The 26283-nt window shown below is 72.3% G+C and carries 24 protein-coding genes; 19 read left to right on the top strand and 5 right to left on the bottom strand.

The window, feature by feature from the left end; all coding sequences use genetic code 11:
* Together ACWGDE_RS15605 and ACWGDE_RS15600 are read right to left on the bottom strand one after the other, a co-directional pair.
* Positions 1–1114, bottom strand: a 1114-nt coding sequence (locus ACWGDE_RS15605) for an ATP-binding cassette domain-containing protein (protein WP_453389515.1), incomplete at its 3' end; no start/stop codon positions are given.
* Between the two features lie 63 nt (positions 1115–1177).
* Positions 1178–2449, bottom strand: a complete 1272-nt coding sequence (locus ACWGDE_RS15600) for an SLC13 family permease (RefSeq protein WP_453389521.1) — start codon at positions 2447–2449, stop codon at positions 1178–1180.
* A 225-nt stretch (positions 2450–2674) separates the two neighbouring features.
* On the opposite strand from ACWGDE_RS15600, the gene ACWGDE_RS15595 reads away from it, so the two are divergent.
* Together ACWGDE_RS15595 and ACWGDE_RS15590 are read left to right on the top strand one after the other, a co-directional pair.
* Complete coding sequence (locus ACWGDE_RS15595; RefSeq protein ID WP_453389514.1) at positions 2675–3649, top strand: GlxA family transcriptional regulator; 975 nt, start codon at positions 2675–2677, stop codon at positions 3647–3649.
* A gap of 41 nt (positions 3650–3690) precedes the next feature.
* On the top strand, positions 3691–4329 hold the full coding sequence (locus ACWGDE_RS15590) for a DJ-1/PfpI family protein (RefSeq protein WP_453389513.1): 639 nt from the start codon (positions 3691–3693) through the stop codon (positions 4327–4329).
* Here the strand turns inward: ACWGDE_RS15590 and ACWGDE_RS15585 are convergent.
* Positions 4304–5053, bottom strand: a complete 750-nt coding sequence (locus ACWGDE_RS15585; RefSeq protein ID WP_453389512.1) for an enoyl-CoA hydratase/isomerase family protein — start codon at positions 5051–5053, stop codon at positions 4304–4306. The two genes, ACWGDE_RS15590 and ACWGDE_RS15585, sit on opposite strands and share 26 nt — an antisense overlap.
* 204 nt (positions 5054–5257) lie before the next feature.
* On the opposite strand from ACWGDE_RS15585, the gene ACWGDE_RS15580 reads away from it, so the two are divergent.
* Positions 5258–5869: an HdeD family acid-resistance protein gene (locus ACWGDE_RS15580; RefSeq protein ID WP_453389520.1), complete on the top strand. Its 612-nt coding sequence runs from the start codon at positions 5258–5260 to the stop codon at positions 5867–5869.
* A gap of 130 nt (positions 5870–5999) precedes the next feature.
* Positions 6000–6518 carry an ATP-binding protein gene (locus ACWGDE_RS15575; protein WP_453389519.1) on the top strand — a complete coding sequence of 173 codons (519 nt, stop codon included), beginning with the start codon at positions 6000–6002 and terminating at the stop codon, positions 6516–6518.
* A 7-nt stretch (positions 6519–6525) separates the two neighbouring features.
* On the opposite strand, the gene idi is transcribed toward ACWGDE_RS15575, so the two are convergent.
* Both idi and ACWGDE_RS15565 read right to left on the bottom strand, forming a co-directional pair.
* Entirely contained in the window at positions 6526–7125 is a 600-nt protein-coding gene (gene idi / locus ACWGDE_RS15570) for an isopentenyl-diphosphate Delta-isomerase (protein ID WP_453389511.1), read from the bottom strand.
* Between the two features lie 190 nt (positions 7126–7315).
* Complete coding sequence (locus tag ACWGDE_RS15565) at positions 7316–8596, bottom strand: GNAT family N-acetyltransferase (RefSeq protein WP_453389510.1); 1281 nt, start codon at positions 8594–8596, stop codon at positions 7316–7318.
* 414 nt (positions 8597–9010) lie between these two features.
* Between ACWGDE_RS15565 and ACWGDE_RS15560 the strand changes: the two genes are divergently transcribed.
* The 15 genes from ACWGDE_RS15560 (at position 9011) to ACWGDE_RS15490 (ending at position 26273) form a co-directional block, all read left to right on the top strand.
* Positions 9011–10798, top strand: coding sequence for a DUF5941 domain-containing protein (locus ACWGDE_RS15560; protein ID WP_453389518.1), 1788 nt, complete (start codon positions 9011–9013; stop codon positions 10796–10798).
* Positions 10795–11547, top strand: coding sequence for a phosphocholine cytidylyltransferase family protein (locus ACWGDE_RS15555; RefSeq protein WP_453389509.1), 753 nt, complete (start codon positions 10795–10797; stop codon positions 11545–11547). The genes ACWGDE_RS15560 and ACWGDE_RS15555 overlap by 4 nt, the downstream gene beginning before the upstream one ends.
* Entirely contained in the window at positions 11535–12596 is a 1062-nt protein-coding gene (locus ACWGDE_RS15550; RefSeq protein WP_453389508.1) for an iron-containing alcohol dehydrogenase family protein, read from the top strand. The genes ACWGDE_RS15555 and ACWGDE_RS15550 overlap by 13 nt, the downstream gene beginning before the upstream one ends.
* Positions 12574–13353, top strand: coding sequence for a CDP-alcohol phosphatidyltransferase family protein (locus ACWGDE_RS15545; RefSeq protein WP_453389507.1), 780 nt, complete (start codon positions 12574–12576; stop codon positions 13351–13353). Before ACWGDE_RS15550 ends, ACWGDE_RS15545 begins: the two co-directional genes overlap by 23 nt.
* 8 nt (positions 13354–13361) lie before the next feature.
* The gene (locus ACWGDE_RS15540; RefSeq protein WP_453389517.1) at positions 13362–14243 is read left to right on the top strand and encodes a glycosyltransferase family 2 protein; all 882 of its coding nucleotides are present in this window, start codon (positions 13362–13364) and stop codon (positions 14241–14243) included.
* 95 nt (positions 14244–14338) lie between these two features.
* A complete protein-coding gene (locus tag ACWGDE_RS15535) occupies positions 14339–15268 on the top strand; it encodes an ABC transporter permease (RefSeq protein ID WP_453389506.1) in 930 nt (309 codons plus the stop codon).
* Complete coding sequence (locus tag ACWGDE_RS15530; RefSeq protein ID WP_453389505.1) at positions 15261–16040, top strand: ABC transporter ATP-binding protein; 780 nt, start codon at positions 15261–15263, stop codon at positions 16038–16040. Before ACWGDE_RS15535 ends, ACWGDE_RS15530 begins: the two co-directional genes overlap by 8 nt.
* Before the next feature lie 419 nt (positions 16041–16459).
* Positions 16460–17347: a squalene synthase HpnC gene (gene hpnC / locus ACWGDE_RS15525; protein WP_453389516.1), complete on the top strand. Its 888-nt coding sequence runs from the start codon at positions 16460–16462 to the stop codon at positions 17345–17347.
* On the top strand, positions 17344–18330 hold the full coding sequence (hpnD, locus tag ACWGDE_RS15520) for a presqualene diphosphate synthase HpnD (protein WP_453389504.1): 987 nt from the start codon (positions 17344–17346) through the stop codon (positions 18328–18330). The genes hpnC and hpnD overlap by 4 nt, the downstream gene beginning before the upstream one ends.
* Before the next feature lie 103 nt (positions 18331–18433).
* A complete protein-coding gene (gene hpnE, locus ACWGDE_RS15515) occupies positions 18434–19807 on the top strand; it encodes a hydroxysqualene dehydroxylase HpnE (protein ID WP_453389503.1) in 1374 nt (457 codons plus the stop codon).
* A gap of 92 nt (positions 19808–19899) precedes the next feature.
* On the top strand, positions 19900–20994 hold the full coding sequence (locus ACWGDE_RS15510) for a polyprenyl synthetase family protein (RefSeq protein WP_453389502.1): 1095 nt from the start codon (positions 19900–19902) through the stop codon (positions 20992–20994).
* A gap of 125 nt (positions 20995–21119) precedes the next feature.
* Positions 21120–23153, top strand: coding sequence for a squalene--hopene cyclase (gene shc, locus ACWGDE_RS15505; RefSeq protein ID WP_453389501.1), 2034 nt, complete (start codon positions 21120–21122; stop codon positions 23151–23153).
* Positions 23150–23824, top strand: a complete 675-nt coding sequence (locus ACWGDE_RS15500; RefSeq protein WP_453389500.1) for a phosphorylase family protein — start codon at positions 23150–23152, stop codon at positions 23822–23824. The genes shc and ACWGDE_RS15500 overlap by 4 nt, the downstream gene beginning before the upstream one ends.
* A 5-nt stretch (positions 23825–23829) precedes the next feature.
* Positions 23830–24861, top strand: a complete 1032-nt coding sequence (gene hpnH, locus ACWGDE_RS15495) for an adenosyl-hopene transferase HpnH (RefSeq protein WP_453389499.1) — start codon at positions 23830–23832, stop codon at positions 24859–24861.
* On the top strand, positions 24858–26273 hold the full coding sequence (locus tag ACWGDE_RS15490; protein ID WP_453389498.1) for an aspartate aminotransferase family protein: 1416 nt from the start codon (positions 24858–24860) through the stop codon (positions 26271–26273). The genes hpnH and ACWGDE_RS15490 overlap by 4 nt, the downstream gene beginning before the upstream one ends.
* Positions 26274–26283: the final 10 nt, after the last annotated feature.

The raw sequence follows: 26283 nt of genomic DNA, 5'->3' as shown, positions 1-26283 counted from the left end.
TCTGCAGGCTCGCCGGCCCGAAGCCGAACTCCCCGCGCTGGACGGCCGCTTCGCGCAGGGTGGCGACCACCGAGCCGGAGCGCGGCGCCGCCGCGATCTCCATGCGCAGCTCCCACTCCTTGCGCGGCTCGTCCACGACCTCCAGCCGCTCGATCGCGCGCTGCGTCTGGCGGGCCTTCGCGGCCTGCTTCTCGCTCGACTCGCCGCGCAGGTTCTTGCCGATCTTGTCGTTGTCGCTCGCCTTGCGGCGGGCGTTGCGCACGCCCTTGTCCATCCAGTTGCGCTGCATCTGCGCCCGGCCTTCGAGCGAGGCCTTCTTGCCCGCGTACTCCTCGAAGTCCTCGCGGGCGTGCGTCCGGGCGCGCTCGCGCTCCTCCAGGTAGGCGTCGTACCCGCCGCCGTAGAGGTTGATCTGCTGCTGGGCCAGGTCCAGTTCGAGGACCTTGGTGACGGTGCGCGTGAGGAACTCGCGGTCGTGGCTGATGACGACCGTGCCGGCGCGCAGCCCCTTCACGAACTGCTCGAGGCGCTCGAGGCCGTCGAGGTCGAGGTCGTTGGTCGGCTCGTCGAGCAGGAAGACGTCGTAGCGGGACAGGAGCAGCGAGGCGAGACCGGCGCGGGCGGCCTGGCCGCCGGACAGCGCGGCCATCGGCAGGTCGAGCCCCACCGCCAGCCCGAGGTCGTCGGCGACCTCCTGGGCCCGCTCGTCGAGGTCGGCGCCGCCGAGGTTCAGCCAGCGGTCGAGGGCCTCGGAGTACGCGTCGTCGGCGCCGGGGATGCCGTCGACGAGCCCCTGGGTGGCCGCGTCCAGCTCGGCCTGCGCGGCGGCGACACCGGTCCTGCGGGCCAGGAACTCCCGGATCGACTCGCCGGGGCGCCGCTCGGGTTCCTGCGGGAGGTGTCCGACGGCCGCGCCGGGCGGGGAGAGCCGCAGCTCGCCGGTTTCGGGGGCGTCCAGTCCGGCGAGCATGCGCAGCAGGGTGGACTTCCCGGCGCCGTTGACGCCGACGAGGCCGATGACGTCGCCGGGTGCGACGACGAGGTCGAGATCGGCGAAGAGCGTGCGCTCACCGTGCGCGGCGGTGAGCTTCTTGGCGACGAGGGTTGCAGTCATGATGGGGCGATCCTATCCGTGGCCCCGTACCTGCCCGTGGCCCCGTCCTGCGGTTCCCGGGGATCAGGCGCCGACGAGGCGGAGCGCCGCCCACAGGGCCGTCACCGCGGCGGCCAGTGCCGGGACGGTCGTCAGCAGGCCGAGCCGGGTGAAGTCCCGGAGCGTCACCAGGTCCGCGCGATCGCCGTGCGCGTGCAGGATCCGCCGCCACAGCAGCGTGGCCAGCGACCCCGCGTAGGTCAGGTTGGGTCCGATGTTCACGCCGATCAGCACCGCCAGCACCGGCCCCGCGCCGCCCGCCGAGGCCACCGGGAGCAGGGCGAGCACGGCGGGCAGGTTGTTGATCAGGTTGGCGAGTACGGCCGCCACCGCCGCCACGGCGAGCAGTGCCGGGAGCGAGTCCCCGGCGGGCGTCACCCACTCGAGCCCCGTTCCCAGCCCGTGGTCCACCACGGCCCGGACCACCACTCCCAGCGCCAGGACGAAGAGGCAGAAGGCCGGGGCGGTCGACGCCAGGATCCGGACCGGCGTGGTCTCCCGGCGCCGCAGTGCCCGTACGGCCAGTGCGAGCGTGCCCGCGAGCGCCGCCCAGGCCGGGCTCGCCCCCGCGAAGGAGGCCAGGGCGAAGCCGCCCAGGGTCAGCGCGAGCACCCCCGCCGCGAAGCGGGGCAGGGGGGCCGGCTCCTGCGCCTCGGGGGCGTGCTCCGGGGCGGCCGCCAGGTCGGCGCGGAACCAGCGGCGGAACACCGCGTACTCCACCCCGATCGCGACCAGCCACGGCAGGGCCATCAGCGCCGCGAACCGGGTGAAGGACAGCCCGCTCGCGGCGAACGCCAGCAGATTGGTGAGGTTGGAGACCGGCAGGAGCAGCGAGGCCGAGTTCGCGAGGTGCGCGGTGGCGTACACGTGCGGCCGGGGCCGGGCCCCCAGCCGGGCGGCCGTCGCCAGTACCACCGGGGTCAGCAGGACCACCGTGGCGTCCAGGCTCAGCGCGGCCGTGATCACCGAGGCCACGGCGAACACCCCGCCCAGCAGGGCGGTCGGCCCCCGCCCGGCCGCGCGCCGGGCCACCGCGGCCCCGGCGGCCCGGAACAGTCCCTCGTCGGCGCAGAGCCGGGCCAGCGCCAGGATCACCGCGAGGAACCCGACCACCGGCAGCAGCTCGCGCACCTGCGCCCACGCGTCGGCGGGCGGTACGACGCCCAGCGCGACGAGCAGCCCGGCCGCGGGCACGGCGGCGGCGGCCTCCGGCAGCCCCCGCGGACGCACGACGGCGAAGGCGAGCACCGCGAGGAGGAGGACGGTGGACAGGGACGCGGCGGCGAGGGCGTTCAGGACGTGCTCCGGAGCGGGGGCGGGCAGGGACGGGCGGGGACCGGTGGGGCCGGGCAGGGACCGGTGGGGCCGGCGGAGGGACGACCGGGAAAAGGCCGGCGGGTCATGGTGTCACGACACCGGTCCGGCCACGGGATCAGGACGGGAGCGCAGGGCCGCACCATGGCCGGATAGGTGGGATGCACGTCATTGCGGCCATGCGGCGCGGTGTCACACGATGAGGTCATGTCGCCCCGAAACGTGCTCGTCGTCCTCTACGACGGCGTGCAGAGCCTGGACGTCACGGGGCCGGTGGAGGTCTTCGCCGGCGCCGACCGGCACCCCGGCCCGGCCCGGTACACCATCCGCACGGTCTCCCCGGGCGGCGCCCCGGTCCGGACGAACAGCGGGCTGACGCTGGCCCCCGACGGGGACCTGGAGGGCGAGCGCCCGGGCGCCGGGACCACCCTGCTGGTACCGGGCGGGCAGTACACGGGGGACTTCGAGCCGCGGCTCACCGACTGGCTGCGCGCGCACGGATCGCGCGCGGAGCGGCTGGTGTCGGTGTGCACCGGGGGACTGCTGCTGGCCGAGGCCGGACTGCTGGACGGCCGGCGCGCGACGACCCACTGGTACGTGTGCGAACAGATGGCCCGGGACTACCCGGCCGTCCTCGTCGAACCCGATCCGATCTACGTCCGGGACGGGCCGGTGGCCACCTCGGCCGGGGTGACGGCGGGCATCGACCTGGCGCTCGCCCTCGTGGAGGAGGACCACGGGCGGGAGCTCGCCGTCTCGATCGCCCGGCACCTGGTGGTCTTCCTGCGAAGGCCCGGGAACCAGGCGCAGTTCAGCGCGCAGCTCGCCGCGCAGACGGCGCGGCGGGAGCCGCTCAAGGAGGTGCAGCACTGGATCACCGAGCACCCGGGGGAGGACCTGAGCGTGGAGGCGCTCGCGGCGCGGGCCGCGCTCTCGCCCCGGCACTTCGCGCGGGCCTTCCAGGCCGAGACGGGCGTGACGCCGGGCCGGTACGTGGAACGCGTACGGGTGGAGCACGCGCGGCGGCTGCTGGAGGAGGGCGGCGAGGGCGTCGCCCAGATCTCCCGGGCCTGCGGCTACGGCACCCCCGAAGCCCTGCGCCGCGCCTTCGTGAAGACCCTGGGCCAGTCCCCGGCCGAGTACCGCCGCCGCTTCGGCGCACAGCACCAGCACCAGCAGTAGCAGTAGACACCCGCCGTTCCCACGACCGCTCCGGAGGAGCCATGCAGATCGCCGTACTGCTCTACGACGGGTTCACCGCCCTCGACGCCATCGGACCCTTCGACACCCTCGGCCGGCTCCAGGGCGCCGAGACCGTCTTCGTCTCCGAGCGGCCCGGGCCCGTACGGACCGACAACGGGACGCTCGAGCTCGTCGCCGGCAAGGGGCTCGGCGAGGTGACGCGGCCGGACATCGTCATCGTCCCCGGCGGGCCGCGCACCGAGGCGCAGATGGCGAACCCGCTCGTCCTCGACTGGCTGCGGGCCGTCGACGCCACCACCACCTGGACCACGTCCGTCTGCACCGGCTCGCTGCTGCTCGCGGCCGCCGGCCTGCTCGAAGGGCGGCGGGCCGCCGGCCACTGGCTGTACCTGGACCAACTGCCCGCGTTCGGCGCCGAACCCACCGGCGAGCGGGTGGTCTTCGACGGGAAGTACGTGACCGCCGCCGGGGTCTCCTCGGGGATCGACATGGGGCTCACGCTCCTCGGCCGCATCGCGGGGGACGAGTACGCGCAGACCGTGCAGCTGATGACCGAGTACGACCCGCAGCCCCCCTACGACGCGGGTTCGCCGGAGAAGGCGCCCGCCGAGATCGTCGCACGGCTGCGCGCGTTCAACCCCTTGGAGGGGTCCAGGTGAAGGCGGGCGGGCGCCGCTCCAGGAACGCGGCGACGCCCTCCGCGACGTCGCCGCTTCCGGCGGCCTGAGCGGCCCAGTACGCGTCGCGGTCGGTGCGGCCGTCCGCGAACTCCTTCGCCGCGGCCTGGGTGAGCTGTGAGCGCGAGGCCAGGATCCGGGTGAACTCCGCGACCCGCTTGTCCAGTTGGCCGGCCGGCAGCAGCTCGTCCAGGAAGCCGGTGCGCAGCGCCCGGTCCGCGTCGATCAACTCGGCGGAGAAGAGCAGGTACTTGGCGGTCGCCGGACCGACCAGCGCAGCGAGCCGGCGCGTCGAGGAGGCCGGGTACACGATGCCCAGCTTCGCCGGGGTCACGCCGAAGGAGGCACCTTCCTGTGCGAAGCGCAGGTCGCAGGCGGCCGCCAGCTGGCTGCCGCCGCCCACGCAGAACCCGCGGATCGCGGCGAGCGTGGGCTTGGGGAAGGCGGCCAGGGCCTCCTCCGCCGCCACGGCCAGGGCCTGCGGATCGTCGTCGCCGGTCAGGGAGGAGATGTCCGCCCCCGCACAGAAGGTCTCGCCGGCTCCGGTCAGGACCAGCACCCGTACGGCGGGGTCGGCCGCGAGCGAGGCCAGCAGCCCGGGCAGGCCGCGCCACATCGCCGCCGTCATGGCGTTGCGCTTGGCGGGGTGCGAGATCACTACGGTGGCGACCCCGTCGGCGACGGAGGGGAGGAGGGCTGCGTCCATGCGCCGGATGCTATCCCGGTCGGTCAAACCTATGATCAAGAGACCGGTACCCGGCAGGTCGGCGCACCGGTGGTCAGGGAGTCCGTCCCGGGGGTGCTGAAAGGTGGCGCGTCCATGGGCGCAGACCGTACCGAGCGTGCAGACCGCAACGGTCTCAAGGGCAACAAGGGCGACAAGCAGAAGGTCAGCCGCAGTTTCGGAGTGATGGCCCTGCTCGGGGTGCTCCTGGTGCTGGCCGGGCTGGTGGGTCTCGTCTACACCGGTGTCGCCACCCTGACCACGATGTTCCTCTTCGGCTGGCTGCTGCTGGCCGGCGGTGTGGTGGGCCTCCTGCAGGCCGTCCAGTCCCGCAAGAGCAACTACTTCTGGCTCGCCGTCATCGTCGCCGCGATCAACATGGCGGCGGGTTTCGTGATCCTGCGCCGCCCCGAGGCGAGCGCGGAGGCGCTGACGATGTTCGCCGCGCTGCTCTTCCTCACCGGCGGGGTGTTCCGGCTGGCCGGCGCCGTCGTGGTGCGCGGCGCGCACTTCGGGCTGACCCTCGTCCAGGGGGCCTTCGGGATCCTGCTGGGCCTGCTGATCCTGTCGAACTGGCCCGGCAGCAGTCTGTACGTGATCGGAACGTTCTTCTCCCTCGCGCTGCTGTTCGACGGCCTGAGTCTGATCGCGCTGGGCATGGGCGCGCGCCGCATCCTGGGGTTGGTCAGGGACGACGACGGGCCGGCGGCGCCGGCGGGGGTGCCGCGAGCGGCGGCGGGGACGGGCGAGACCGGGGGGAAGCAGCCCTCAGAAGATCAGGAACAGTCGAACAACTGACTCTGTCATACGCCAGCGGTCAGAAAGTGTCCGATTGACGCTGACTTCTGGTCAGTGGTCCGGCCCGGACCGCCCGTGTCCCCACTCTTGACGCGTGGAGACGATCGAGCGTGAAGACGGGGGCCGGGAGATGGATGTCAGCGGGAGCGTCCCGCCAGTCGAGGGGGGTGGGCCGGAGGTCGCGGCTGCCCCCCTCGCATATGAGGGAGTGTGGCGTTTCACGGCTCCCGCAGTAGAAGAATCCGTTCCGCAGGCCCGCCGGGCGGTCCGCGACCTGCTCGGCCGCCAGGAGGTGCCGGCCGACCGGGACCTGGTGTACTCCCTGCTGCTGATCGTCTCCGAACTGGTGACGAACTCGGTCCGGCACGCGGCGCTGCTCTCGCCGGAGGTCGCGGTCGAAGTCGCCATCGGCCGGGAGTGGGTACGGGTGGCGGTCGAGGACAACCACCCGTACCGGCCCAAGGCCCTGGAGGCCGACTTCGGCCAGACCGGCGGCCGGGGCCTGCTCCTCGTCAGGGAGATCACGCTGGAGGCCGGCGGGGTCTGCGACGTGGAGCACACCTCGACGGGCGGAAAGGTGATCTGGGCGGCCCTGCCGCTCACCACGCCCGCCGCGTCGCCGGCCGGGACCCCGGCCTCGGCGGTCTGAGCGACCTCTACCAGCCCGCCGCGTCGCCGGTCAGTTCGCGGATCGCGGGCCGGGCCGCGTCGAGCACGGTCATGAACCAGGCCGAGAACGGAACCTCGGCGTGCCGCTTCGCCAGTTCCTCCGCGGTCACGAACGCCGTGTCCGCGATCTCCTGCGGATCGGGCCGCACCGACGACTGCGCCAGTCCCACGAACAGGTGGTTGTACTCCTGCTCCACCAGGCCCGACGCCGGGTCCGGGTGGTTGTAGCGCACCGTTCCCGCCTGCGCGAGCAGCGAGGGGGAGAGCCCCAGCTCCTCGTGGGTCCGCCGGGCCGCCGCCGCGAAGGGCGACTCTCCCGGGTAGGGGTGACCGCAGCACGTGTTCGACCAGACGCCGGGGGAGTGGTACTTCCCCAGGGCGCGCTGCTGGAGCAGCATGCGGCCCTGCTCGTCGAAGAGGAACACGGAGAACGCGCGGTGCAGCAGACCGGGGGCCTGGTGGGCGGAGAGCTTCTCCGCCGTGCCGATGGTGCTGCCGGACTCGTCGACCAGTTCGAGCATGATCGGTTCTTGAGTGCCGGTGCCGGTGGACGCGCTGTTCGCGGCGGTGGCTGGTGTGGTCGGCATACCCATCCTTCGCTTCGGACTTCGGCCTTCAGTCTGCCGTACAAAAGCGACTACCCCTGACTTCCTGGATCCGCGCATGTCCGCCCCCCGCCACGTGATAAGCGGCGGGGGGCGGAGCGCGTTCAGCGCGTCAGGCCGCGGGCCGGGCCGTGCGCGAGGCCCTGTGCCGGACCGTTTGCCGGGCCGTGCGTCAGATCCCGAACGGGGCCGGATACCGGATCGTGCCCGCCGGAACGGGCACGCCGTCGTCGAGCACCAGCGCCATCATCGCCTCGTCGGGCACCTCGAAGGGCGCCCGGATCCCGTAGCGCGAAGCCGGCACGAAACCGAAGCGCGGGTAGTACTCGGGATGCCCGAGGACCAGGACCAGCGATTCCCCGCGCTCGCGGGCCGCGTCGAGCAGCGCTCGTACGACCGCGCTGCCCGCGCCCGAACGCTGGAGCGCGGGATCGGCGGCCACCGGCGCGAGCGCGAGCGCCGCCGCCCCGTCCACCTCGCACCGGGTCAACAGGGCGTGCGCCGCGACCGACCCGTCCGGGCCCTCGGTCACGTAGGAGAGGCCGGGCAGCCAGGATTCGTCCGCCCGCAGCGCGTCCACGAGGTCCGCCTCGGCGCGGGTCTCGAAGGCCGCCGAGTTCAGCGCGTGGACGGCGGCCGCGTCGGCCGGGGTCTCCGGCCGCGTGGGCCAGGCGTCGCCGTCGCCGGCCGTGACCGGGCGCAGGACGTAGGCCGTGTACCCGTACTCGTGCCCGTACCGCTCCCGTACGTCGATCTCCTCGCGTACGAAGCCCAGCGCGGCCGCGGCCTGCGGCCCGGAAGGCTCCGGAGCCCCGGCGGCCCGCTCGCCGAGCGGGCCGTAGTACGCGGCCCAGTCGGAGTCGGGCTGGTGGACGACGCCGAGCACCCGGTATCCGGCGGCCTGGATCGCGGCCAGGTTGCGGGCGGTGGAGCGCAGCGCGTAGTGCGGGTCCCAGAAGGCGCGGACCCCGGCGGAGGGCTCGTCGACGGTCCATTCGCACTCGCTCAGCATGATCGTGCCGCCGGGCGCGAGGAGCCGCTTCCACCGCGCGAGCGCGGTGGCGAAGCCGATGTTGTAGGCGGAACCCTCGGCCCACAGGAGGTCGAAGGAACCATCCGGAAAGGGGAGGTCGCCCATGTCCGCCTTGACGGCGTGGACCCGGTCGGCGAGCCCGCGTGCCGCGGCGCCGGCGCGCACCTCGTCGAGGAAGCCCGGGTACAGGTCGACGGCGGTGACGTCGGCGCCCCGGGCGCCGGCCTCGGCCGCGAGCAGCAGGGCGCTGGGGCCCGGACCGCAGCCCAGATCGAGGACGCGCGGCCGCTCGGGCAGCGGTCCGCACAGGGACAGCAGGTGACGGGTGGTGGCCTCGGATCCGGGGGACTGCCGGGGCAGGCCCCGGTGCAGTTCCATGAAGGACTCGAAGAACTCGGTGTTGGCGGTGATGTCGGTCAACGTGAACCCTTGAACGAGGGCTCCGGCCGACGAGGCCGAGAAAGGGTCAGGCCTGGCCGGATGCCCGGAAGGAAGAGGGGATGTGCCGGAGTGCGTCGCTGCCCGTGGCCGCGACCTCTGCGACGGTCATCAACCCACCTCTTCCTCGCTCGGTTCCGTATGTGACATATCAGGCGCTTCGGACGTATGGGCGGTGCCCGTACACGTCTGCGATGCAGCCTAGCATCGAGGCGGTTTGAGTCCCCCGGCGTTCTCGTCAATGATGATCGCCTCAGGGCCCACGGCCCCGGAATATTCGGCTTATCGGGGTGTAAACGGGTGGTGAACCCCTCCTTCCGTTCATCCGATAGCCTCTGCCGACGTGCCGCCGCCCCCCTGGCGCACGTCCCGTGTGCGTGCAAGGAGTGAGTTCGTCTGCCGACCGTCATCCTTACCGGCCAGCCGGTGCCCGGATCGCCGCTCGCCGACGAGCTGCGCTCCCTCGGCTTCGACGTCCGCCCCGCCGCCACCCCGCGCGACACCGCCGACGCCCTGGCCCTCGTACCCGCCGACCAGCGGGTGGCCGTCGTCGACAGCGCCTTCGTGGGCCACGCGCACGCGCTGCGGCTCGCGCTGACCGACCCGCGGTTCGACGCCTGCGCCGTCACCGGAGCCTTCGCCGTACAGCCGGGCGCCCGCGCGGCCCTGGACAGGGCCGCCGCGCTCCCGGCCGGGGGGACCGGCCCGTACGCGGACCGGCTCGCCGCCGCCGTCGAGGCCGCCGGCACCACCGTCCAGCGCCCCGAACTGGGCACCCTGGTCGCCGCCGTCCCGACGACCGCCGCCGAGCGCGAGGCGGCGACCGCCGCGGTGGCCGCCGTCGACGACGAGGCCGTCCGGCTGCGCACCGCCGTGAAGTCCCGCGACGGGTTCTTCACCACCTTCTTCATCAGCCCGTACTCGCGCTACATCGCCCGCTGGTGCGCGCGCCGCGGCCTGACCCCGAACCAGGTCACCACCGCCTCCCTGATCACCGCGCTGATCGCGGCCGGCTGCGCCGCCACCGGCGACCGCTGGGGCTACGTCACGGCCGGCGTGCTGCTCCTGTTCTCCTTCGTCCTGGACTGCACCGACGGGCAGCTCGCCCGCTACTCGCTCCAGTACTCGACGATGGGCGCCTGGCTCGACGCGACCTTCGACCGCGCCAAGGAGTACTCCTTCTACGCGGGCCTCGCGCTCGGCGCGGCCAGAAACGGCGACGACGTCTGGGCCCTCGCGCTCGGCGCCATGATCCTGATGACCTGCCGGCACGTCGTGGACTTCGCCTTCAACGAGGCCAACCACGACGCCACCGCCAATACGAGCCCCACCGCCGCCCTCTCCGACAAGCTCGACAGCGTCGGCTGGACGGTCTGGGTACGGCGGATGATCATCCTGCCGATCGGTGAGCGCTGGGCGATGATCGCGGTCCTGACCGCCGTCACCACCCCCCGGACCGTCTTCTACGCCCTGCTCGTCGGCTGCGCCTTCGGCGCGCTCTACACCACCGCCGGCCGGGTCCTGCGCTCGCTGACCCGCAAGGCGACCCGTACCGACCGGGCCGCACAGGCGCTCGCGGACCTCACCGACTCCGGTCCGGTCGCCGAACTGGTCGCCGGGGCGCTCCACCGCGTACGGGCCAAGTCCCCGGGGACCCTCGGCATCGCGGTGCTGGCCTCGGCGCAGCTCCTCTACGGCGCCTGGCAGCTGCCGTTCGGCAGCTGGGGCACGGTCATCGCGGCCGGGCTCTACGCCTTCTTCGCCGGCGGCGCCGTCATGGTCCCCCTCAAGGGAGCCCTCGACTGGCTCGTGCCGCCCGTCTTCCGGGCAGCCGAGTACACCACCGTGCTGATCCTCGCCGCCAAGGCGGACGTCCCCGGGGCCCTTCCCGCGGCATTCGGACTGGTCGCGGCGGTCGCCTACCATCACTACGACACGGTGTACCGCATCCGCGGTGGCACCGGCGCGCCCCCGCACTGGCTGGTGCGGACGACCGGCGGGCACGAAGGCCGGGTCCTGGTGACCACGGTCCTGGCCGCCGTCCTGGCATCGCGCGCCGCAGACTTCCCCGTCGCGCTCACGGCCATGGCCGTGTTCGTGGCACTGGTGGTGCTCGTGGAGAGCATCCGCTTCTGGGTTTCCTCCGGGGCACCCGCCGTACATGACGAAGGAGAACCAGCATGATCGGCCTCGTCCTCGCTGCCGGTGCCGGACGCCGCCTGCGTCCCTACACCGACACCCTGCCCAAGGCCCTCGTGCCCGTCGGCCCCGAAGGCGACGAGGAGAGCATCACGGTCCTCGACCTGACGCTCGGCAACTTCGCCGAGGTCGGCCTCACCGAGGTCGCCATCGTCGTCGGCTACCGCAAGGAAGCCGTCTACGAGCGCCGGGAGGCGCTGGAGGCCAAGTACGGCGTCAAGATCACGCTGATCGACAACGACAAGGCCGAGGAGTGGAACAACGCCTACTCCCTGTGGTGCGCGCGTGAGGTCCTCAAGCAGGGCGTGATCCTCGCCAACGGCGACACCGTCCACCCGGTCTCCGTCGAGAAGACCCTGCTGGCCGCCCGCGGCCAGGGCCAGAAGATCATCCTCGCCCTCGACACGGTCAAGCACCTGGCCGACGAGGAGATGAAGGTCATCACCGACGGCGACGCGGGCGTGCGGCGCATCACCAAGCTGATGGACCCCGCCACCGCGACCGGCGAGTACATCGGTGTCACCCTCATCGAGCCCGAGGCGGCCGAGGCCCTGGCCGAGGCCCTGAAGACCACCTTCGAGCGCGACCCCGACCTCTACTACGAGGACGGCTACCAGCAGCTCGTCGATGACGGTTTCACCATCGACGTGGCCCCCATCGGCGACGTCAAGTGGGTCGAGATCGACAACCACGACGACCTCGCCAAGGGCCGGACGATCGCATGCCAGTACTGACGCGGCTCATCCCCTCACCCGTCGTCGTCGACATCAGCCGCGGGGCGATGGACGATCTGGCCGGCCTCCTGGCCGACCAGCGCGTCTCCACCTCCGGCAAGCTCGCGATCGCGATCAGCGGCGGCTCCGGCGCGGTGCTGCGCGCCAAGCTGGAGCCCGTACTGCCGCACGCCGACTGGTACCCCGTCGTCGACGGGACCATCGACTCCGCGGTCAAGCTCGCCGACGACATAAAGGGCCGCCGCTACGACGCCGTCGTGGGCCTGGGCGGCGGCAAGATCATCGACGTGGCGAAGTACGCCGCGGCGCGGGTCGGGCTGCCCATGGTGGCCGTCGCCACCAACCTCTCCCACGACGGCATCTGCTCGCCGGTGTCCATCCTGGACAACGACAACGGCCGGGGCTCCTACGGAGTCCCCATGCCGATCGCGATGGTCGTCGACCTCGACGTCATCAAGGAGGCCCCGGCGCGGTTCGTCCGGGCCGGCATCGGCGACGCGATCTCCAACATCTCGGCCATCGCCGACTGGGAGCTCTCGCACCGCCTCAACGCCGAGCCCGTCGACGGCCTGGCCGCCGCCATGGCCCGTACCGCGGGCGAGTCCGTGCTGCGCCACCCCGGCACGGTCGGCGACGACGAGTTCCTCACCGTGCTGTCCGAGGCGCTCGTCCTCTCCGGCATCGCCATGGCGATCAGCGGGGACACCCGCCCGTCGTCCGGCGCCTGCCACGAGATCAGCCACGCCTTCGACCTGCTGTACCCCGGGCGCTCGGCGCTCCACGGGGAGCAGGTCGGCCTCGGCGCCGCCTTCGCCATGCACCTGCGGGGGGCCAAGGAGCAGTCCGGGCTCTTCGTCGAGGTGCTGCGCCGGCACGGCCTGCCGGTCCTCCCCGAGGAGATCGGCTTCAGCGTCGACGAGTTCGTCGCGGCCGTGGAGTACGCCCCCCAGACCCGTCCGGGACGCTTCACCGTCCTGGAGCACCTCAACTTGTCCGCAGCCGAGATCAGGGACGCATACGCCGACTATGCCAAGACCATCCGTAGCTGAACTCCGGCCCGTCGTTCACCCGGCGGGCGTCAAGGACCGGGTCAGCGGCGAGCACTGGGGCGGGCGCCTCTACATGCGCGAGATCTCCCTGCGCATCACCCGCCTCCTGGTCACCACCAAGGTCACGCCGAACCAGCTGACCTACGTGATGACCCTCGCCGGCGTGCTCGCGGCCCCGGCCCTGCTGGTGCCGGGCGTCTGGGGCGCCGTCCTCGGCGTGGTCGCGGTCCAGCTCTACCTGCTGCTCGACTGCGTCGACGGCGAGGTCGCCCGCTGGAAGAAGCAGTTCTCGCTGTCCGGGGTCTACCTGGACCGCGTCGGCGCGTACCTGTGCGACGCGGCGGTGCTGGTCGGCTTCGGCCTGCGCGCCGCCGACCTGTGGGGCGGCGGGCGCATCGACTGGCTGTGGGCGTTCCTCGGCACCCTCGCGGCGCTCGGCGCGATCCTGATCAAGGCCGAGACCGACCTGGTCGGCGTCGCCCGCCACCAGGCCGGCAAGCCCGTGGTCAAGGACGCGGCGGCCACGCCGCGCTCGTCCGGCATGGCGCTCGCCCGCCGGGCCGCCGCAGCGCTCAAGTTCCACCGCCTGGTCCTCGGCATCGAGGCCTCGCTGCTGATCCTGGTGCTGGCCGTCGTGGACCAGGTCCGCGGCGACCTGTACTTCTCCCGTCTCGGCGTCGCCGTCCTGGCGGGCATCGCACTGCTGCAGACGGTGCTGCACCTGGTGTCGGTCCTGGCCTCCAGCAGGCTCAAGTGACGGCCCCGATGCGGCTGGGCGCCGTCATCATCACCATGGGCAACCGCCCCGACGAGCTCAAGGCGCTGCTGGACTCGGTGGCCCGGCAGGAAGGCGCCCCCGTCGAGGTCGTCGTCGTGGGCCAGGGAGTCGAGCTCCCCGGGCTGGCGGACCCGTCGGCGGGCGTACGCGTCGTCGAGCTGCCCGAGAACCTGGGCATCCCCGGCGGACGCAACGTCGGCATCGAGGCCTTCGGCCCCGGCGGCAGCGATGTGGACGCCCTGCTCTTCCTCGACGACGACGGGCTGCTGGAGCGCACCGACACCGCCGAGCTGTGCCGGCAGGCCTTCGCCGAGGACCCCGCGCTCGGCATCGTCAGCTTCCGGATCGCCGATCCGGAGACCGGCGAGACCCAGCGCCGTCACGTGCCCCGGCTGCGCGCCTCCGACCCGATGCGCTCCTCGCGCGTGACCACCTTCCTGGGCGGCGCCAACGCCGTCCGCACGAAGGTGTTCGAGCAGGTCGGCGCATTGCCCGGGGAGTTCTTCTACGCCCACGAGGAAACCGATCTGGCCTGGCGGGCGCTCGACGCCGGGTGGCTGATCGACTACCGCGCGGACATGGTGCTGCTCCACCCCACGACGGCCCCCTCCCGGCACGCGGTCTACCACCGTATGGTGGCCCGCAACCGGGTGTGGCTCGCCCGCCGCAACCTGCCCGCCCCGCTGGTTCCGGTCTACGTGGGCGTCTGGCTCGTTCTGACGCTCCTGCGCAGGCCTTCGGCACCCGCGCTCAAGGCCTGGTTCGGCGGGTTCAAGGAGGGTTGGACCACTTCCTGCGGTCCCCGGCGCCCCATGAAATGGCGTACGGTCTGGCGGCTGACCCGGCTGGGCCGACCGCCTGTCATCTGACACCCCGCGTCTGAGAACATGGCGCGATCACGTTCCGATTGCCTCAGGCCCGATGCCACCTTCTGCCGCATCATGAAGACGGAAAGTTTCATCTTGTGAGTGACACAACCCAGGACGGCGCCCTCGCCACGAGCAAGCCGCCGTCCGAAGACGCGGGGCTGACCCCCGCGGAGCTCGCCAGGAAGTACGGCCTGTCCGTCAGTGGAGCCCGGCCGGGTCTGGTCGCATACGTACGGCAGCTGTGGGACCGGCGCCACTTCATCATGGCGTTCTCCCGCGCCAAGCTGATGGCCCAGTACAGCCAGGCGAAGCTCGGCCAGATCTGGCAGGTGGCGACCCCACTGCTGAACGCCCTGGTCTACTACTTGATCTTCGGTCTGATCCTCGACGCCGGCCGTGGCATCAACAAGCACGACTACATCCCCTTCCTGGTGATCGGCGTCTTCGTCTTCACCTTCACGCAGAGCTCGCTGATGGCCGGCGTCAGAGCCATTCCGGCCAACATCGGCCTGGTCCGCGCCCTCCACTTCCCGCGCGCCTCGCTGCCGATCTCGTTCTCGCTGCAGCAGCTCCAGCAGCTGCTGTTCTCGATGATCGTCGTGCTCGTCGTCACGGTCGGCTTCGGCAACTACCCGCAGCTGTCCTGGCTGCTGGTCGTCCCGGCGCTGGTGCTCCAGTTCGCCTTCAACACCGGCCTCGCGCTGATCTTCGGCCGGATGGGCTCCAAGACCCCCGACCTCGCGCAGCTCATGCCGTTCGTCACGCGCACGTGGATGTACGCCTCCGGCGTCATGTTCTCGATCAGCGAGATGCTCAAGGACAAGCCCGCGTGGATCGCCGACGTGCTCCAGTGGAACCCGGCCGCGATCTACATGGACCTGGTCCGCTTCGCGCTCATCGACGACTACGGCCGCGAGAACCTGCCGCCCCACGTCTGGGCCTTCGCCGCGGGCTGGGCGGTCCTGATCGGCGTCGGCGGCTTCGTGTACTTCTGGAAGGCTGAGGAGCGTTACGGCCGTGGCTGAGATCAAGCGGGGGCACGTCCCCACCGTCATCGCCGACAACGTGCACATCGTGTACCGGGTCAACACCGGCAGCTCCGGCAAGGGCAGCGCCACCGCAGCGCTGAGCAAGATAGTCCGCCGGGGCAAGCGCGACGCGCCGGGCGTCCGCCGGGTCCACGCCGTGCGCGGGGTGACCTTCACGGCGTACCGCGGCGAGGCCATCGGCATCATCGGCTCCAACGGCTCCGGCAAGTCCACCCTGCTGCGCGCCATCGCGGGTCTGCTGCCCTGCGAGGAGGGCAAGGTCTACACCGACGGCCAGCCCTCGCTGCTGGGTGTCAACGCGGCGCTCATGAACGACCTCACCGGTGAGCGCAACGTGGTCCTCGGCGGCCTCGCGATGGGCATGACCCGGGAGCAGGTCAAGGAGCGCTACCAGGGCATCGTCGACTTCTCGGGCATCAACGAGAAGGGGGACTTCATCTCCCTGCCGATGCGCACCTACTCCTCCGGCATGGCCGCACGACTGCGTTTCTCCATCGCCGCGGCGAAGGACCACGAGGTCCTGATGATCGACGAGGCGCTGGCCACCGGTGACCGCAAGTTCCAGGTGCGTTCCGAGGAGCGCATCCGCGAACTGCGCAAGGCCGCCGGAACCGTATTCCTGGTGAGCCACAACAACAACTCCATCCGCGACACCTGCGACCGGGTGCTGTGGCTGGAGCGGGGCGAACTCCTGATGGACGGTCCCACCGAGGAAGTCGTCTCGGCATACGAGAAGGCGACCAGCTGACGGACCGCCGCCGGCCCCCGCCGCTTCGCGCGGCGGGGGCCGTCGCATGCCCCGAAGTGGGGCGGAGCGTCATTTGCGCGGGCGACATTCGGTAGTGGACCGAATACCCGTCGAGCCGTCGCGCCGTTGTACAGCGTAAGCTGGGCCAGTCCCCAATCGCGGGCAAGAGGGGACGATTCCATACAGGTGAATAGCCTGGGACACCCCGGGGAAATCCCGGCGGCGTGTCCGGAATGGGATGTATTGGCTTGGCAGTGTAGAACGGGAGATGTGACGGCAATGGCTACGGGAATTCTCCGGCCCCCAGGCACGACGGCCGTCCCCGCCACGGGCGGCGGGCGGTGACCCCGGGGCACGGCATCAGCCCCCGGCCGCACGCGGTCCCCGAACCCCCCGGCACCTTCGGCGCCCCCTCCTCCGTGACGGGCGCGACCCTCGACAAGGCCCGGACCGAGAACTTCCCCGTCGCCCCCGCCTTCCTGCCCCGCGCCTGGCGCGAGGGACTGATGGCGGTCTACGGGTACGCCCGCCTGGTCGACGACATCGGCGACGGCGACCTCGCCCCGGGCGGCCGCGACGCCGTCCTCCTCGGCCTCGACCCCGCCGCCGCGGACGACCGGCTGGCCATGCTCGACGCCTTCGAGGCCGACCTCCACCGCGTGTTCGGCGGCACGGACGGCCCCCCGCGCCATCCCCTCATGCTGGCCCTGCAGCCCGTCGTACGCGATCACGGGCTCACCCGCGAGCCGTTCCTCGGACTCATCGAGGCCAACCGCCAGGACCAGCGGGTCGCGCGCTACGAGACGTACGGCGACCTGCTCGGCTACTGCGAGCTCTCCGCCAACCCGGTGGGCCGCCTCGTGCTCCAGCTCACCGGCACCGCCACCCCCGAGCGGATCCGCCGCTCCGACGCCGTCTGCACCGCCCTGCAGATCGCCGAACACCTCCAGGACGTCGCCGAGGACCTCGGCCGCGACCGGATCTACCTCCCGGGCGAGGACATGCGCCGCTTCCACGTGGCCGAGGCCGACCTGAGGGCCCCGACCGCCGGAGCGTCCGTACGCTCCCTGATCGCCTTCGAAACCGAACGCGCGCGGGACCTCCTGAACGAGGGCACACCGCTCGTGGGCAGCGTCGACGGAAGGCTGCGGCTGCTGCTCGCCGGGTTCGTGGGAGGAGGGCGCGCCGCCCTCGGAGCCGTCACCGCCGCCGGCTTCGACGTCCTGACCGGTCCCCCCAAGCCCACCAAGCGCGGCCTGCTCCGCGAGGTGGCCGCCGTCCTGCGCACAGCGCCGAGAAAGGGGTGAGCCCGACCGTGGAGGGCCCCACACACGCGTCCGCACCGGGCGCCCCGTCCGCTCCCACAGCAATGTCCGCACCGGTTTCGGCGGCCTACAGCTACTGCGAGGCCGTCACCGGCGCGCAGGCGCGCAACTTCGCCTACGGGATCCGGCTGCTGCCCGCCGACAAGCGGCAGGCGATGTCCGCGCTGTACGCCTTCTCCCGGCGGGTCGACGACATCGGCGACGGCACCCTGCCGCCCGAGGTCAAGCTGGCCCGGCTGGAGGAGACCCGTACCCTCCTCGGCCGGATCCGCGCCGAGGAGATCGACGAGGACGACACCGACCCGGTCGCCGTCGCCCTCGCGCACGCCGCCGCCCGCTTCCCGATCCCGCTCGAAGGCCTCGACGAGCTCATCGACGGCGTCCTGATGGACGTGCGCGGAGAGACGTACGAGACCTGGGAGGACCTCAAGGTCTACTGCCGCTGCGTGGCCGGAGCCATCGGCCGGCTCTCGCTCGGCGTGTTCGGCACCGCCCCCGGCGCGCACGACGCCGCGCGGGCCGGGGAGTACGCCGACACCCTCGGCCTCGCCCTGCAACTCACCAACATCCTGCGGGACGTACGCGAGGACGCGGGCAACGGGCGCACCTACCTGCCCGCCGAGGACCTCGCCAAGTTCGGCTGCTCGGACGGTTTCCACAGCGACCGGATGCCCGCCGGCTCCGACTTCGACGGGCTCGTCCACCACGAAGTGCGGCGCGCCCGCGCCCTGTTCGTCGAGGGCTACCGGCTGCTGCCCATGCTCGACCGGCGCAGCGGCGCCTGTGTCGCCGCCATGGCCGGCATCTACCGGCGCCTGCTGGACCGCATCGAGCGCGAGCCCGAGGCCGTGCTCCGCGGCCGGGTCTCGCTGCCGCCGCACGAGAAGGCGTACGTGGCCGTCCGCGGGCTCTCCGGGCTCGACGCCCGGACCATCTCGCGCCAGAGCACCAGGAGGCGGCTCTGATGGCGGCGGGCCGCCCGGCCGGGCCCGCGAACCGAACGCCAGTGCCGCGCGAGGCAACCCCGCCGCGCGCCGCGGCGTCTGTCGGAGCGACGGAGGAGGACGTATGACCGGGCAGCACGCCGTGGTCGTCGGCGGTGGTCTCGCCGGCGTCACCACCGCGCTGGAACTCGCCGACGCGGGTCTGCGGGTGACCCTGCTGGAGGGCCGGCCCAGGCTCGGCGGCCTCGCGTTCTCCTTCAAGCGCGGCGACCTGACCGTGGACAACGGCCAGCACGTCTACCTGCGCTGCTGCACCGCCTACCGGTGGTTCCTCGACCGCGTCGGGGGCGCCGACCTGGCGCCCCTCCAGGACCGGCTCGACGTACCCGTCCTGGACGTCGCCCACCCCGGCGGCCCCCGGCTCGGCCGGCTGCGCCGCAGCGCTCTGCCCGTACCGCTGCACCTGGCCGGCTCGCTGGCCCGCTACCCCCACCTCTCGCTCGCCGAACGGGCGAGCGTCGGGCGCGCCGCCCTCGCGCTGCGCCGCCTCGACCCCGCCGACCCGGCCCTCGACGGCCTGGACTTCGCGACCTGGCTCGCCCGCTACGGCCAGAGCCCGCGCACCATCGAGGCGCTGTGGGACCTCGTCGGCATCGCCACCCTCAACGCGACCGCCGAGCACTCCTCGCTGGGCCTGGCCGCCATGGTCTTCAAGACCGGCCTGCTCTCCGAGAACGGCGCGGCCGACATCGGCTGGGCCCGCGTACCCCTCGGCGACCTGCACGACACCCTCGCCCGCAAGGCCCTGGACGCGGCCGGGGTCCGCACCGAACTGCGCACCCGGGTCACCGGCATCTCCCGTACGGCGGAGGGCGGTTGGCGGGTCGACACCGAGCAGGAGTCGCTGGAGGCCGCCGCCGTCGTCCTGGCCGTACCGCAGCGCGAGGCGCACGGGCTGCTCCCGGCCGGCGCGCTCGCCGACCCGGACAAGCTCCTCGACATCGGCACCGCGCCGATCCTCAACGTGCACGTCGTATACGACCGAAAGGTGCTCAAGCAGCCGTTCTTCGCGGCGCTCGGCTCCCCGGTCCAGTGGGTCTTCGACCGCACCGACTCCTCCGGGCTCCCCGACGGCGGCCAGTACCTGGCCCTGTCCCAGTCCGTCGCCCACGAGGACATCGACGAGCCCGTCTCGGTCCTGCGCGCCAAGTACCTGCCCGAGCTGGAACGGCTGCTGCCCGCCGCGCGCGGAGCCAAGGTCCGGGACTTCTTCGTCACCCGGGAGCGGACCGCGACGTTCGCCCCCACCCCCGGCGTCGGGCGCCTGCGACCCGGCGCGCGGACCGACACGCCGGGCCTCTACCTCGCCGGTGCGTGGACCGCGACGGGTTGGCCCGCGACCATGGAGAGCGCCGTCCGCAGCGGACTGAGTGCGGCTCATGCCGCGCTCGGGATGCTGGGCCGCCATCGCGAACACCCCTTGCAGGAGGCGGCATGACGACCACCGGCACCATCGGTACCCGCACCATCAGCACCACGGGTACCGCAGCAGCACGCACCGCAGTACGTACAGGAACCAGAGGAGAGCCAGTGAACCCGGGGAATCCGGCCGTCGAGAACACGGACGCCAGCACGGGCACGGCCGGTGGGGAGAAGGCGGACACGCTCGCCCTCCTGGAACGCGGCCGCACGCTCTCGACGCCCGCCCTCCGCGCCGCCGTGGACCGGCTCGCCGCGCCCATGGACACCGTCGCCGCCTATCACTTCGGCTGGATCGACGCCCAGGGCAACCCGGCGGACGGCGACGGCGGCAAGGCCGTCCGCCCCGCCCTCGCGCTGCTCTCCGCCGAGGCCGCGGGCGCCACGGCAGAGGTCGGCATCCCGGGCGCCGTCGCCGTCGAGCTCGTCCACAACTTCTCGCTGCTGCACGACGACCTGATGGACGGCGACGAGCAGCGCCGCCACCGCGACACCGTCTGGAAGGTCCACGGGCCGGCCCTGGCCATCCTCGTCGGCGACGCGCTCTTCGCCCTCGCCAACGAGGTGCTTCTGGAGCTCGGCACGGTCGAGGCGGGACGCGCCGCGATGCGCCTGACCACCGCCTCGCGCAAGCTCATCGACGGCCAGGCGCAGGACATCTCCTACGAGCACCGCGAGAGCGTCAGCGTCGAGGAATGCCTGGAGATGGAGGGCAACAAGACCGGCGCCCTGCTCGCCTGCGCGGTCTCCATCGGCGCCGTGCTCGGCGGCGCGGACGACCGTACGGCCGACAAGCTGGAGGAGTACGGCTACCACCTCGGCCTCGCCTTCCAGGCCGTCGACGACCTCCTGGGCATCTGGGGCGACCCGGAGTCCACCGGCAAGCAGACCTGGAGCGACCTGCGCCAGCGCAAGAAGTCGCTGCCCGTCGTCGCCGCCCTCGCGGCCGGCGGCCCGGCCAGCGAGGAACTCGCCGAACTGCTCGCCGCCGACGCCAAGAGCAACGACTTCGAGAACTTCTCCGAGGAGGAGTTCGCGGCCCGCGCGGCGCTCATCGAGGCCGCGGGCGGCCGCCAGTGGACCGCCGACGAGGCGCGCCGCCAGCACGCGGTGGCGATCAAGGCCCTCGACGACGTGGACATGAACCCGAACGTGCGCGACCAGCTCGTGGCGCTCGCCGACTTCGTCGTCGTGCGCAAGAGGTGATCGCCACCCGATCACGCATATGAATCGCGAGTCGCCGGCCGGTACTGCCTGCTGGTAGTACCGGTCGACGGCAACCCCCAGTACAGCGGATGACAGCAGAGGACACTGCACGCAAAGGGGAAGCCATGACAGCGACGACCGACGGCGGAGCCGGCGCGGATGCCGACGACGCCGGACCCGCCCGAATGCCGGGCGGCGCCCGCGGCCCGGTCCGCGGCGTTCAGGAAGCCACCGCCAGAGCGGTGCGCAACCTGCTCGACCGGCAGGACGAGGCCGGCTGGTGGAAGGGCGACCTGGAGACCAACGTCACCATGGACGCCGAGGACCTCCTGCTGCGCCAGTTCCTCGGCATCCGGGACGAGGCCACCACACGGGCCGCCGCCCTGTTCGTCCGCGGCGAGCAGCACTCCGACGGCACCTGGGCCACCTTCCACGGAGGCCCCGCCGACCTGTCCGCCACCGTCGAGGCCTACGTGGCCCTGCGCCTCGCCGGGGACGCGCCCGACGCCCCGCACATGGCCCGCGCCTCGGCGTGGATCCGCGGCCACGGGGGGATCGCCGCCGCCCGCGTCTTCACCCGGATCTGGCTCGCGCTCTTCGGCTGGTGGAAATGGGACCACCTGCCCGAACTCCCGCCCGAGCTGGTCTTCCTGCCCTCCTGGGTGCCGCTGAACATCTACGACTTCGGCTGCTGGGCCCGGCAGACCATCGTCCCCCTCACCATCGTCTCGGCCCTGCGCCCCGTCCGCCCGGCCCCCTTCGCCCTGGACGAGCTGCACACCGACGCGCGCAGGCCCTACCCGCCCAAGCGGCCCGACCCCGTCACCACCTGGGGAGGCGCCTTCCAGCGGATGGACAGGGCGCTGCACCTCTACCGCCGGTTCGCCCCGCGCCGGCTGCGCGCGGCGGCCATGGCGAGCGCCGGCCGCTGGATCGTGGAGCGCCAGGAGAACGACGGCTGCTGGGGCGGGATCCAGCCGCCCGCCGTGTACTCCGTCATCGCCCTGCACCTGCTCGGCTACGACCTCGGACACCCCGTGATGCGGGCCGGACTGGAGTCCCTGGACCGGTTCGCCGTCTGGCGCCCGGACGGCTCCCGCATGATCGAGGCCTGCCAGTCCCCGGTGTGGGACACCTGCCTGGCCGCCATCGCATTGGCCGACGCCGGGGTGCGCCCCGACCACCCCGCCCTGGTCAAGGCGGCCGACTGGATGCTCGGCGAGGAGATCACGCGCAGCGGGGACTGGGCCGTGCGCCGGCCCGGACTGGCCCCGGGCGGCTGGGCGTTCGAGTTCCACAACGACACCTACCCCGACATCGACGACACCGCCGAGGTCGTCCTCGCGCTGCGCCGGGTCAAGCACCCCGATCCGGCACGCGTCGAGGCGGCCATCGCCCGCGGGGTGTCCTGGAACCTGGGCATGCAGTCGAAGAACGGTGCCTGGGGGGCCTTCGACGCCGACAACACCAGCCCCCTGCCCAACAAACTGCCCTTCTGCGACTTCGGCGAGGTCATCGACCCGCCCTCGGCCGACGTCACCGCGCACGTCGTCGAGATGCTCGCCGTCGAGGGCAAGGCGGGCGACGCCCGCACCCGGCGGGGCATCGCCTGGCTCCTCGCCGAACAGGAGCCGGAGGGCGGCTGGTTCGGCCGCTGGGGCACCAACTACGTCTACGGCACCGGCTCGGTGGTCCCGGCCCTGGCGGCGGCGGGCTTCGCCCCCTCGCACCCCGCGATCCGGCGGGCCGTGCGCTGGCTGGAATCCGTACAGAACCCGGACGGCGGGTGGGGCGAGGACCAGCGCTCCTACAAGGACCCGTCCTGGGCCGGGAAGGGCGCCTCGACCGCCTCCCAGACGGCGTGGGCGCTGATGGCGCTGCTGTCGGCGGGGGAGCGCGACTCCGAGAGCGTCGAGCGGGGCATCGCCCACCTCGTCTCCACCCAGCGCGAGGACGGCAGCTGGGACGAGCCGTACTTCACCGGGACCGGCTTCCCCTGGGACTTCTCCATCAACTACCACCTGTACCGGCAGGTCTTCCCGCTCACCGCGCTCGGCCGCTACCTGTACGGAGAACCGTTCGGCCCGGAGGGCCGGTACGCGGACGCCGGCGCCCCGCACGCCGCGCGTGCGGTCCCGGCGGCCGGGGAGGCCCGATGAGGCCCGGCCCCCCGGTCCCGCCGCACCGGCCGCCCCCGCTGCTCGTCGCCTGCGCGCTGCGCATCGAGCGGGCGGCCCTGCGCAGCGGGCGCGGGACGGGTGCGCCCGAGCGGTACGAGGTCCTGCGCACGGGCATGGGTCCGCGCGCGGCCGAACGCGCCGTGAGCCGGGCGCTCGGCGAACCGGCGCTGCGCGGGGCCGCCGTGCTCGCCACCGGATTCTGCGCCGGGCTGATGCCCGGCATGAGACCCGGCGACCTGATCGTGGCCGAGGAGACCCGGGACCCGCGCGGCACGGTCGCCTGCGCCGGTACCGCCCTGCTCGCCGAGGCCCTGTCCCGGGCCCTGCCCGGGCGGACCGTACACCTCGGCGCACTGACCGGATCCGACCACGTCGTCCGGGGCCAGGAGCGCGCGGAGCTGCGCGCCACCGGCGCCATCGGGGTCGACATGGAATCCGCGGCCACGTTGTGGACCGCGACCCGCGACGGGCCCGTCGCGGACGGCGCGGACCGTCCGGTTGCGGCCGTCCGGGTGATCGTGGACGCTCCGGAGCATGAGCTCGTCCGTATCGGCACCGTTCGGGGGGGAATATCGGCCTTTCGCGTACTGCGTGCCGTACTGCCCGCGTTCTATGACTGGCACCGTTCTTTGCTGCTCCCCAGGAGGTGAGCCAGATGGCAATGCCACTGCGACAGACCATCAGGGTCGGGACCTATCTTCTCGAACAGAAGCTGCGCAAGCGTGAGAAGTTTCCGCTGATCGTCGAGCTGGAACCGCTCTACGCCTGCAACCTCGCCTGCGAAGGCTGCGGGAAGATCCAGCACCCCGCCGGGGTGCTCAAGCAGCGCATGCCCGTGGCCCAGGCCGTCGGGGCCGTACTCGAATCCGGCGCGCCGATGGTGTCCATCGCCGGCGGCGAGCCCTTGATGCACCCGCAGATCGACGAGATCGTGCGCCAGTTGGTGGCGAAGCGGAAGTACGTATTCCTGTGCACCAACGCCATGCTGCTCCGGAAGAAGATCGAGAAGTTCACCCCGTCCCCGTACTTCGCCTTCGCCGTGCACATCGACGGACTGCGCGAGCGCCACGACGAATCGGTGGCCAAGGAAGGCGTCTTCGACGAGGCGGTCGCGGCCATCAAGGAGGCGAAGAGCCGCGGTTTCCGGGTGACCACCAACTCCACGTTCTTCAACACGGACACCCCGCAGACCATCATCGAGGTGCTCAACTACCTCAATGACGACCTGCAGGTGGACGAGATGATGATCTCGCCGGCCTACGCGTACGAAAAGGCCCCCGACCAGGAACACTTCCTGGGTGTCGAACAGACCCGCGAACTGTTCAAGAAGGCCTTCGCGGGCGGCAACCGGAGGCGCTGGCGGCTCAACCACTCCCCGCTCTTCCTGGACTTCCTGGAAGGCAAGGCAGATTTCCCCTGCACCGCCTGGGCCATTCCGAATTACTCGCTCTTCGGCTGGCAGCGCCCCTGCTATCTGATGAGCGACGGATACGTGCCCTCGTACCGGGAACTGATCGAGGACACCGACTGGAGCAAGTACGGCCGCGGGAAGGACCCCCGCTGCGCGAACTGCATGGCGCACTGCGGGTACGAGCCCACCGCCGTCCTCGCCACCATGGGGTCGCTGAAGGAGTCGCTGAGGGCGGTCCGCGAGACCGTGGGCGGGAACCGGGACAAGCCGGCATGAGCACGGGCCACGCGGGGGAGGGCGGCCGGGGCAAGGGCTTCGACCTCGGCGCCCTGCTGGCCGAGCGGGGTGGCGAGCGGTACGAACTGCACGCCCGCCACCTCAACCACCAGCTGCCCCGGATGCTGCACACCATCGGCTTCGACAAGGTCTACGAGCGGGCCGAGGGAGCCCACTTCTGGGACGCCGAGGGCAACGACTACCTCGACATGCTGGCCGGGTTCGGGGTGATGGGCCTCGGCCGGCACCACCCGGTGGTCCGGCAGGCCCTGCACGACGTCCTCGACGCCCAGCTGGCCGACCTCACACGCTTCGACTGCCAGCCGCTGCCCGGGCTGCTGGCGGAGAAGCTGCTCTCCCACAGCCCGCACCTGGACCGGGTCTTCTTCGGCAACAGCGGCACCGAGGCGGTGGAGACCGCCCTGAAGTTCGCCCGGTACGCCACCGGGCGGCCCAGGGTCCTCTACTGCGACCACGCCTTCCACGGGCTCACCACGGGCTCGCTCTCGGTCAACGGGGAAGGCGGCTTCCGCGACGGCTTCGCCCCGCTGCTGCCCGACACCAGGATCGCCCTCGGTGACCTGGCCGCGCTGGAGCGGGAGCTGAAGAAGGGCGACGTGGCGGCCTTCGTCGTCGAGCCGATCCAGGGCAAGGGGGTGCTGGCCGCCCCGCCCGGCTTCCTGCCCGCCGCGCAGGAGCTGCTGCGCCGGCACAAGGCGCTGCTGATCGCGGACGAGGTGCAGACCGGCCTCGGACGGACCGGTGACTTCTACGCCTACCAGCACGAGGCCGGGGTGGAACCCGACCTGGTGTGCGTGGCCAAGGCCCTTTCGGGCGGCTACGTACCGGTCGGCGCCACCCTGGGCAAGGACTGGATCTTCAAGAAGGTCTACTCGTCCATGGACCGGGTGCTCGTCCACTCCGCGAGCTTCGGCTCCAACGCCCAGGCGATGGCCGCCGGGCTCGCGGTGCTCTCCGTCATGGAGGACGAGCAGGTGGTCGCCAACGCCCGCGCGACGGGCGACCTGCTGCGCGGCCGGCTCGCCGCGCTCGTGGACGAGTACGAGCTGCTGCACGAGGTGCGGGGACGCGGGCTGATGATCGGCATCGAGTTCGGCAGGCCCTCCTCGCTGGGGCTGCGGAGCCGGTGGACCATGCTGCAGGCGGCCCGCAAGGGGCTGTTCGCGCAGATGGTCGTGGTGCCGCTGCTGCAGAAGCACCGCATCCTCACGCAGGTCTCCGGGGACCACCTCGAAGTCATCAAGCTGATCCCGCCGCTGATCGTGGACGAGGCGGACGTCGACCGGTTCGTCGGCGCCTTCCGCGAGGTCATGGACGAGGCGCACGGCGGTGGCGCGCTGATGTGGGACTTCGGCAGGACGCTGGTGAAGCAGGCCGTCGCCAACCGCTGAGCGAACACAC

It is taken from the genome of Streptomyces sp. NPDC054956 (assembly GCF_053609185.1).
Note: the sequence above shows the minus strand (reverse complement) of the source record. Positions and strands in the feature narration are given on the sequence as shown.